The 7,384-nt window shown below is 68.8% G+C and carries 8 protein-coding genes and 1 pseudogene; 3 read left to right on the forward strand and 6 right to left on the reverse strand.

The window, feature by feature from the left end; genetic code table 11:
* Positions 1 to 194 (reverse strand): DUF397 domain-containing protein (locus AOK24_RS17310; RefSeq protein WP_055720977.1); only part of this gene is annotated, 194 nt, incomplete at its 3' end.
* 2 nt (positions 195 to 196) lie between these two features.
* A pseudogene (locus tag AOK24_RS17315) lies at positions 197 to 1,017 on the reverse strand (DUF5753 domain-containing protein).
* A gap of 59 nt (positions 1,018 to 1,076) precedes the next feature.
* On the opposite strand from AOK24_RS17315, the gene AOK24_RS17320 reads away from it, so the two are divergent.
* A complete protein-coding gene (locus AOK24_RS17320; protein ID WP_338060937.1) occupies positions 1,077 to 1,355 on the forward strand; it encodes a hypothetical protein in 279 nt (92 codons plus the stop codon).
* A gap of 70 nt (positions 1,356 to 1,425) precedes the next feature.
* Here AOK24_RS17320 and nadA read toward each other — a convergent pair whose 3' ends face one another.
* The gene (gene nadA, locus AOK24_RS17325) at positions 1,426 to 2,610 is read right to left on the reverse strand and encodes a quinolinate synthase NadA (RefSeq protein ID WP_055720982.1); all 1,185 of its coding nucleotides are present in this window, start codon (positions 2,608 to 2,610) and stop codon (positions 1,426 to 1,428) included.
* Between the two features lie 253 nt (positions 2,611 to 2,863).
* Here nadA and AOK24_RS17330 point away from each other — a divergent pair, with 253 nt between their 5' ends.
* Complete coding sequence (locus AOK24_RS17330) at positions 2,864 to 3,220, forward strand: iron-sulfur cluster assembly accessory protein (protein ID WP_031487357.1); 357 nt, start codon at positions 2,864 to 2,866, stop codon at positions 3,218 to 3,220.
* A gap of 60 nt (positions 3,221 to 3,280) precedes the next feature.
* Here AOK24_RS17330 and AOK24_RS17335 read toward each other — a convergent pair whose 3' ends face one another.
* Positions 3,281 to 5,140: a hypothetical protein gene (locus AOK24_RS17335; protein WP_055720978.1), complete on the reverse strand. Its 1,860-nt coding sequence runs from the start codon at positions 5,138 to 5,140 to the stop codon at positions 3,281 to 3,283.
* A gap of 130 nt (positions 5,141 to 5,270) precedes the next feature.
* On the reverse strand, positions 5,271 to 5,483 hold the full coding sequence (locus AOK24_RS17340; RefSeq protein WP_055720979.1) for a hypothetical protein: 213 nt from the start codon (positions 5,481 to 5,483) through the stop codon (positions 5,271 to 5,273).
* 131 nt (positions 5,484 to 5,614) lie between these two features.
* Here AOK24_RS17340 and AOK24_RS17345 point away from each other — a divergent pair, with 131 nt between their 5' ends.
* Complete coding sequence (locus AOK24_RS17345) at positions 5,615 to 6,589, forward strand: carbohydrate kinase family protein (protein ID WP_055720980.1); 975 nt, start codon at positions 5,615 to 5,617, stop codon at positions 6,587 to 6,589.
* A 68-nt stretch (positions 6,590 to 6,657) separates the two neighbouring features.
* Here AOK24_RS17345 and AOK24_RS17350 read toward each other — a convergent pair.
* The coding region (locus AOK24_RS17350; RefSeq protein ID WP_159051900.1) for a cysteine desulfurase/sulfurtransferase TusA family protein at positions 6,658 to 7,384 on the reverse strand (727 nt) is incomplete at its 5' end.

Genomic DNA, 7,384 nt, shown 5'->3' on the forward strand with positions numbered 1-7,384 from the left:
GCACCGCTGAAAACCCTCAATGTGTCCCAGACGGGCGTTGGGACAGTGAGCATCGGGCCGCCGGGGTCCTTGCTGTCGCGGATGGGGACGATTCCGGGGAAGTCCTCAGCGATCTCGACGCAATTCCCCCCGTTGGTGTTGCTGTAGCTGCTCCGGCGCCAACGGGCCGTGCTCAGCTCGGGGGTGTGTCGCATGTCTAGTAGTCCTCCAGCGCCTGTTGGATCAACTCCGCCGAGGCTGCCATCGGTAGGGCGTTGGCGCGCAGTACCTCGTACTGGCGGCGCCACTTTTTCACCGAGTCCTGGTCCTCGTAGAGATGACCGACCTCGATGCCCTCTTCGCAGGCCATGGTGGAGCCGTTGGGAAGGGGCAGTAGGGTCAGAGAGCCACCCATCAGCGAGTGCGGACCCGAACTGAACGGCAGCACCTGGACTTTACTGTCCGAAGTATCCACCGGTTCGAGCAGGTGGGCCAGTTGGTTGCGCATGCACTCCGGGTCCCGACCTGCCGCCGGAGGATGGACTCGTCGATGATCGCCCAGCGCATGGGGCGTTGAGGCGTGCGCAGGCGGTCCTGCCGGGACAGCCGACCGGCGACGCGTTCCTCGATCTGCTCCGAGGCCAGGTCCTCTTGGACCCTGAGCAGGCTGTGGGCGTACTCCCTGGTCTGCATCAGCCCGGGGATGATCTGCAACTCGTAGTTCTCGATCACTTCCGCCCGCGCCTCGAAGTCCATGAACCTCTGGTACTGGTCCGGGTGAGCCTCGCGCCGCGCCAGCTGGTACAGGTTGCAGTACTTGTTCCCCGTCCCGAACGCCGCGTCCAGATGCGGCGGCAGATCCGGCGGCGGCATCAACTCCGCCGTCTCCACCCGCGCCAGCGTGCTCTTGCTCGACGCCACGATCCCCGCGAGCTGGACCAGCGACAGGCCGGCCGCCTCGCGGTCGTACCGCATCTCCGCTCCGAAGTAGTGCCGCGCGGAGAGGAAAGGAGTCAGCTCCTGCGGCCTGAACGTCATTGTTCGAACCCTCTCTTTCGCCGGTGTTCCATTCCTGATGACGGGACCGGAAAGCCCGGTTGGAGTTGCGGCTGCTGCCGTGGACCTCGGACACGGGCATGCCGTGTTACCTGAGCACGGACAACCCGGAGAGCAGGATGAGCCGGCTCGCGGACAAGGTGGAGGCCGAACTCCTGGACTCGGCGAGGGACGTTCTGGGCCACGCGAAGGACGTGCTGCGTGGACCGACGCCCAGGCACAGGGAGTTGGCGTTCACCGGTGTGCAGCTCGCCGCCGCGTTGGAGGACACGCTGAGGATCGCGAAGAGCCGTGGGGGACGGCTGGCGCCGGAGGAATAGAAAGAAACGCACAGGGCGCCCCCTCGATATCGACCGAGAGAGCGCCCCGCGTACTACGCGATAAAGACGTTTACGGCAGTGAGAGCATCTGCTCCAACGCCACCTTCGCGAACTTCTCCGTCTCCTTGTCGACGGAGATCTGATTGATCAGCTTCCCCGCGGCGAGGGACTCCAGCGTCCAGACGAGGTGCGGAAGGTCGATGCGATTCATGGTCGAGCAGAAGCACACCGTCTTGTCGAGGAAGACGATCTCCTTGCCCTCGGGAGCGAACCGGTTGGCAAGACGCCGGACGAGATTCAGCTCCGTACCGATGGCCCACTTGGACCCGGCGGGAGCGGCCTCCAGCGCCTTGATGATGTACTCGGTGGAGCCGACGTAATCAGCCGCAGCCACGACCTCGTGCTTGCACTCGGGGTGGACCAGGACATTCACGCCGGGTATCCGTGCCCGCACGTCCTCCACCGACTCCAGCGAGAAGCGCCCGTGCACGGAGCAGTGCCCCCGCCAGAGGATCATCTTCGCGTCGCGCAGCTGCTCGGCGGTGAGGCCGCCGTTCGGCTTGTGCGGGTTGTAGACGACGCAGTCGTCGAGGGACATGCCGAGGTCGCGGACGGCGGTGTTGCGCCCGAGGTGCTGGTCGGGAAGGAAGAGCACCTTAGTGCCCTGCTCGAAGGCCCACTCCAGCGCACGCTGCGCATTGGACGACGTACAGATCGTCCCCCCGTGCCGCCCGGTGAACGCCTTGATGTCGGCGGAGGAGTTCATGTACGAGACGGGTACGACCTGCTCGGCGATACCCGCCTCGGTGAGCACGTCCCAGCACTCGGCGACCTGCTCGGCCGTGGCCATGTCGGCCATCGAGCACCCGGCGGCGAGGTCGGGAAGGACGACCTTCTGGTCGTCGGAGGTGAGGATGTCGGCGGACTCGGCCATGAAGTGGACGCCGCAGAACACGATGTACTCGGCTTCCGGCCGCGCGGCGGCGTCCCGCGCGAGCTTGAAGGAGTCGCCCGTGACGTCGGCGAACTGGATGACCTCGTCGCGCTGGTAGTGGTGGCCGAGGACGAAGACCTTGTCGCCGAGCTTCTCCTTGGCCGCGCGGGCCCGCTCGATCAGGTCGGGGTCGGACGGCGAGGGCAGGTCACCGGGGCACTCGACGCCTCGCTCGCTCCGGGGGTCGGCCTCGCGGCCGAGCAGCAACAGGGCGAGCGGAGTCGGCTGTACGTCGAGCTCCGTGGTCTGGGCGGTGGTCACGACACGCACCCTTTCTACTTTTCGTCGATCTGACGTTATCTATCATAACGCGATTAGTGTCACTTTGACGATGGTCATAGCGTCGATGTGACGTGAATCCCTGCGGGCGCCCCGATACCCCCCGCCGAGGCATTTTCCGTGCCGCGAGGCATGTGCGAGCATGAAGAAGAAACGTCAGACCCGGAATGAATCCGGGACCCCGTCGGTTGCAACCGTCGGCAAGCAGTCTCCGTACAACCCGGGAGAGATGTAGATGTCCGTATCGGACGAGACCAGCACCGCCACCGACGGCATCATCCTGAGTGACGCCGCCGCGGCCAAGGTGAAGGCCCTGCTCGACCAGGAAGGCCGGGACGACCTCGCGCTGCGCGTCGCCGTCCAGCCCGGTGGCTGCTCGGGCCTGCGCTACCAGCTCTTCTTCGACGAGCGCTCGCTCGACGGCGACGTGGTCAAGGACTTCGGCGGCGTCAAGGTCGTCACCGACCGCATGAGCGCCCCGTACCTGGGCGGCGCGTCCATCGACTTCGTCGACACCATCGAGAAGCAGGGCTTCACGATCGACAACCCCAACGCGACGGGTTCCTGCGCCTGCGGCGACTCGTTCAACTAGCGGGTACGAAAATGGCGGCACCCCCTGCGGAAGGGGATGCCGCCATTTTTCTGTACGTGCTTACCGGACCGTTTCCGGCAGCCGCGCCCCCGGCTTCACGATCGGGATCGCCGCCCCGTCCGACCCCACGACCTTCCGGTCACCCAGCGCCTTCTCCAGCTTCACCGTCCGGTCGTACTCCTTGGCGATCATGATGCAGACCTTGTCCTGCCACGGCGTCTCCGTCACGGTGACGGTCACCTGCGCGTCCGTCTCCTTCGCGCTCACGCTGTAGTCCCCGCACACCCCGCCCGTGAACCGCACGGTCAACTCGTCGCCGGAGGCGGTGTATCCGTCGACCTTCACGTTCCGCGGCATCGACTTGCCCGGCGAGGACGGTGCCGGAGTCGCCTCCCCGGCAAGGTACTTGGGGTCGACCGCCGGATAGCTCACGACGTACGGCGTGGCCGCGTCCACGGTGAACAGCCAGGACGGTACGAGGAGTTGCTTCCCTTGCGAGGTGTGCGCGGCGAGCCCGAACGCCGCCCCCGACACCTTCGCGACCGACTGCTCCGGCCCCTCGGCCGTCGTCACCTTCCGGCACGGCTGCTCCAGCCGGTCCTTCAGCGGTACGGGCTCGGCGCAGCCGCCGATGCCCATCCGATGCGTGGTCCCCTGGGCCGAGTTGAGCAGTTCCAGCGTCTGCGCGGCGCTCAGCACCGGGTACGACGCGCCCTTCTCCGGCGCCGCCAACTGCCCTGTGCCGCTGACGACTTCACCCTGGCCGCTCACGGTGATCCCGGTCGTCCAGCCGTTCGTGGGCAGCTTGTCCAGCACGGGGTCCGCGTTCACGACCCGCTGGGCGCCGGCCGTCTGGCTCGCGTCCACCTTCGCGTCGTCCTGGCCGACGGCCTTGAGCACGGGCTCGGCGGCGTCCTCGGCCACCGCCTCGCTCACCGGGTCGACCGTCGTGTCCATCGGCTGCTTCGCGCAGGTCGTGATGCCGGGGCAGTTGTCCGTGCCGGCGGAGTAGCGGATGTACGTCCACATGCCGGGGGCGGTGCGGTTGACGCGCAGGACCGGGCCCGTGCCGTCCTGGCCGCCGCCGACCCGCCAGGCGGGGCCCTCCACGACGGGGGTCCCCTCGACGCCGAGTGCCTTCGCGAGGCGCGTGACCTCCGACTGGTCCACCTCGCCGGTCGCCCAGTAGACGGGCGCGGACGTCGGGCCGTCGGGGAGAGCGCCGGTCGCCCGGTACGTCGTCCCGTACGGGTTCGGCTCGCCGGGCGCGATGCCGTTGCCGCCACCGGTGGACGGCGCGCTGTACCCGTCCAGCGCGAGGTTCGGCGGGGGACCGCCGTCGCCGTCAGAGTCGCTCTGCGCGGGGACCCCGGCCGCCTTCTCGCCGTCCGGCCCGGCCGAGGCGTTCGAGGCGATCAGCGCACCGCCGGCCCCGACGAGCAGAACAGCGGCGGCGGCGATGGACACGATCAGCGCGGAGGGCCGGCGCTTACGGGGGGCGCCGATGACATGTACGTCACCGTCGACGCCCTCCGCGTCGCCGCCGGACACCTCCTCGACGGGCCCCAGACGCCGGATGCCCCCGGTGTCCTCGACCACGACATCGTCGTCCGGCGGCGCGGCGCGTGCCTCTTCGCCGGGTGCCTCCTCGACCGGGCCGAGCTTGCGGATACGGCCGGGGTCGTCGTCCTCGGCCTTGGTGAGCGACACCGCCTTGCCGTCGACTTCCGGCTCCTCGGCGTCGACCTCCTCCATCTCAGCCTCGACCTCAGGCGTCTCGGCCTGCGCCTCCGGCTCCCCGGCCCCGGCCCTCGTCTCGTCCGCCTCGGTCTCCGCCTTCGCCGTCGTCTTCTCCGGCGTCGGGGTCTCCTCCGGCGTCGGTGACGCGGTGCCGTCGTGGTCGGGTCGCTCGGTGTTCACCGCATCGCTCCTTCTGCTGCGCAACTGTTCCGTGGGGGCGGCAGGCGGGGCGTACCCCACCTCCCCTTTACGGGGGACAGCGATGGGACGCAGCGGGGGAGCGCACGGTTCCCCTCGGACGCGCCCCGGGTCAGTCGCCGTACTCCGGCATCGCGTCCAGCAGCCGCGCGGAGGCCGCCGGGACGCGCACCCCGTGGATGCGCGACGGCGAGATCGGCAGGTCGGAGCCCTTCTCGGGAGCGGCCCAGTGGGGGACCATACGAGCACAGTCCCCGCGCAGCTCCGCGAGGCCGCCCTCGAAGTCCGCAGGAGCCGTTGTCAAGGACCGTTCGAAAGTTGTCATGGCGGCACGGTAGGCATGAGCGGCCTCGCCGGGAAAGATCTACTATCGGGTAGTTTCGTCTGCTTCTGTGGTCTCACCCGAACGGGTAGCGTGAACTGTCATTTCGCCTCCCCCTCTGGAGAGACCCCGCCGTGCGCATCGCAGTCACCGGCTCCATCGCCACCGACCACCTCATGACGTTCCCCGGCCGCTTCGCCGACCAGCTCGTCGCGGACCAACTGCACACGGTCTCGCTCTCCTTCCTCGTGGACCAGCTGGAGGTCCGCAGGGGAGGCGTCGCCGCGAACATCGCCTTCGGCATGGGCCTGCTCGGCACGGCCCCCGTCCTCGTCGGCGCGGTCGGCTCCGACTTCGCGGAATACCGTGCCTGGCTGGACCGGCACGGCGTCGACACCCAGTGCGTGCACATCTCCGAGACCCGGCACACCGCCCGCTTCGTGTGCACCACCGACGCCGACCACAACCAGATCGGCTCCTTCTACGCCGGCGCGATGAGCGAGGCGCGGTTCATCGAGCTGAAGGCCGTCTCCGACCGCGTCGGCGGCATCGACCTCGTCTCCATCGGCGCGGACGACCCCGAGGCGATGCTCCGCCACACGGAGGACTGCCGGACCCGGGGCGTCCCCTTCGCCGCCGACTTCTCCCAGCAGATCGCCCGCATGGACGGCGCCGAGATCCGCGAACTCCTCGAAGGCGCCACGTACCTCTTCTCCAACGAATACGAGAAGGGCCTCATCGAGACCAAGACCGGCCTCTCCGACGCGGAGATCCTCGCGAAGGTCGGCCACCGGGTCACCACGCTCGGTCCGCGCGGCGTCCGCATCGAGGCCGTCGGCGAGCCCGTCATCGAGGTCGGCTGCCCCGAGGAGGAGCGCAAGGCCGAACCCACGGGTGTCGGCGACGCCTTCCGCGCCGGGTTCCTGTCGGGACTCGTCTGGGGCGTCTCCAAGGAGCGTGCCGCGCAGGTCGGGTGCATGCTGGCGACCCTCGTCATCGAGACGGTGGGCACGCAGGAGTACACGCTGGAGCGGGGCCACTTCCTGGAGCGGTTCGCCAAGGCGTACGGGGAAGAGGCGGCGGCGGAAGTGCGGGTTCACCTGAGCTGAGCGGGTTCGTTGTCGGGTGCGGGTGGGCTGTGGCTGGTCGCGCAGTTCCCCGCGCCCCTAAAAACACCTCAGCGAACCCGGCGGATCGAGTAGGCCGTCCCCTCTACTCCTACGTACTCATTCCCCGTCATCTCACACCACGCCGGGATGTCGAGCCGCGCCGCCTCGTCGTCCGCCAAGACTGTCACGACCGCTCCCACCGGCACGTTCCTGATCGCCTTCGCCAGTTCGATCACCGGAATCGGGCACCGCTTCCCCAGCGAGTCGACGACCGTCCCCTGAACCGGTGTCACCTCCGCGCCCAGCTTCTCCCGCACCCTTGCCACCACCCCCGGCAGCACGTCGAGGAACCTCTCCACGTCCGCCTCGGCCACGCCCGCCGGCAGGGACACGCGTACGTTCCCCTCGCTCAGCACGCCCATCGCCTTGAGGACATGGCTCGGCGTCAACGTGTCGCTCGTGCACGACGACCCCGAGGAGACGGCGAACCCCGCGCGGTCCAGCTCATGGAGGAGCGTCTCGCCGTCGACGTACAGACAGGAGAACGTGACGATCCCCGGCAGCCGCCGCTCGGGATCGCCCACGACCTCGACGTCGGGTACGAGCCGGGCGACCCGTTCCCGGATCCGCGAGGTCAACTCCCGTACCCGCACGGCCTCGACGGCAGCGTCAGCCCGCACGGCCCGCAGCGAGGCGACCGCCGCGACGACGGCCGGCAGATTCCCGAACTCCTCATCCTCCCGCGGAGCGAACCGCACCCCCTTCCGCACGGCAAGCACCCCCACCCCACCGGGC

Origin of the sequence: Streptomyces niveiscabiei (assembly GCF_001419795.1) — a bacterium.
Taxonomy (GTDB): domain Bacteria; phylum Actinomycetota; class Actinomycetes; order Streptomycetales; family Streptomycetaceae; genus Streptomyces; species Streptomyces niveiscabiei.